This is a genomic window from Pseudomonas sp. ENNP23 (assembly GCF_001728945.1).
Taxonomy (GTDB): Bacteria; Pseudomonadota; Gammaproteobacteria; order Pseudomonadales; family Pseudomonadaceae; genus Metapseudomonas; species Metapseudomonas otitidis.
In genome coordinates, this window is sequence record NZ_LYSP01000107.1 from 1 (window position 1) to 1,028 (window position 1,028).

Sequence of the window (1,028 nt, forward strand, 5' to 3'; positions counted from 1 at the left end):
CTCGTGAATTCGAGAGTTTATTTGCGATTGCTGAGCCAAGTTTAGGGTTTTCTCAAAACCCAAGCAGTATTGAACTGAAGAGTTTGATCATGGCTCAGATTGAACGCTGGCGGCAGGCCTAACACATGCAAGTCGAGCGGATGAGTGGAGCTTGCTCCATGATTCAGCGGCGGACGGGTGAGTAATGCCTAGGAATCTGCCTGGTAGTGGGGGATAACGTTTCGAAAGGAACGCTAATACCGCATACGTCCTACGGGAGAAAGTGGGGGATCTTCGGACCTCACGCTATCAGATGAGCCTAGGTCGGATTAGCTAGTTGGTGGGGTAATGGCCCACCAAGGCGACGATCCGTAACTGGTCTGAGAGGATGATCAGTCACACTGGAACTGAGACACGGTCCAGACTCCTACGGGAGGCAGCAGTGGGGAATATTGGACAATGGGCGAAAGCCTGATCCAGCCATGCCGCGTGTGTGAAGAAGGTCTTCGGATTGTAAAGCACTTTAAGTTGGGAGGAAGGGCAGTAAGCGAATACCTTGCTGTTTTGACGTTACCAACAGAATAAGCACCGGCTAACTTCGTGCCAGCAGCCGCGGTAATACGAAGGGTGCAAGCGTTAATCGGAATTACTGGGCGTAAAGCGCGCGTAGGTGGTTCAGCAAGTTGGATGTGAAAGCCCCGGGCTCAACCTGGGAATTGCATCCAAAACTACTGAGCTAGAGTACGGTAGAGGGTGGTGGAATTTCCTGTGTAGCGGTGAAATGCGTAGATATAGGAAGGAACACCAGTGGCGAAGGCGACCACCTGGACTGATACTGACACTGAGGTGCGAAAGCGTGGGGAGCAAACAGGATTAGATACCCTGGTAGTCCACGCCGTAAACGATGTCGACTAGCCGTTGGGATCCTTGAGATCTTAGTGGCGCAGCTAACGCGATAAGTCGACCGCCTGGGGAGTACGGCCGCAAGGTTAAAACTCAAATGAATTGACGGGGGCCCGCACAAGCGGTGGAGCATGTGGTTTAATTCG

Annotated in this window: 1 rRNA gene; it reads left to right on the plus strand. The window is 52.4% G+C overall.

What is annotated here, in order from left to right:
* Positions 1–71: 71 nt before the first annotated feature.
* Positions 72–1,028 (plus strand): 16S ribosomal RNA (locus A9G05_RS26220); the annotation flags it as partial.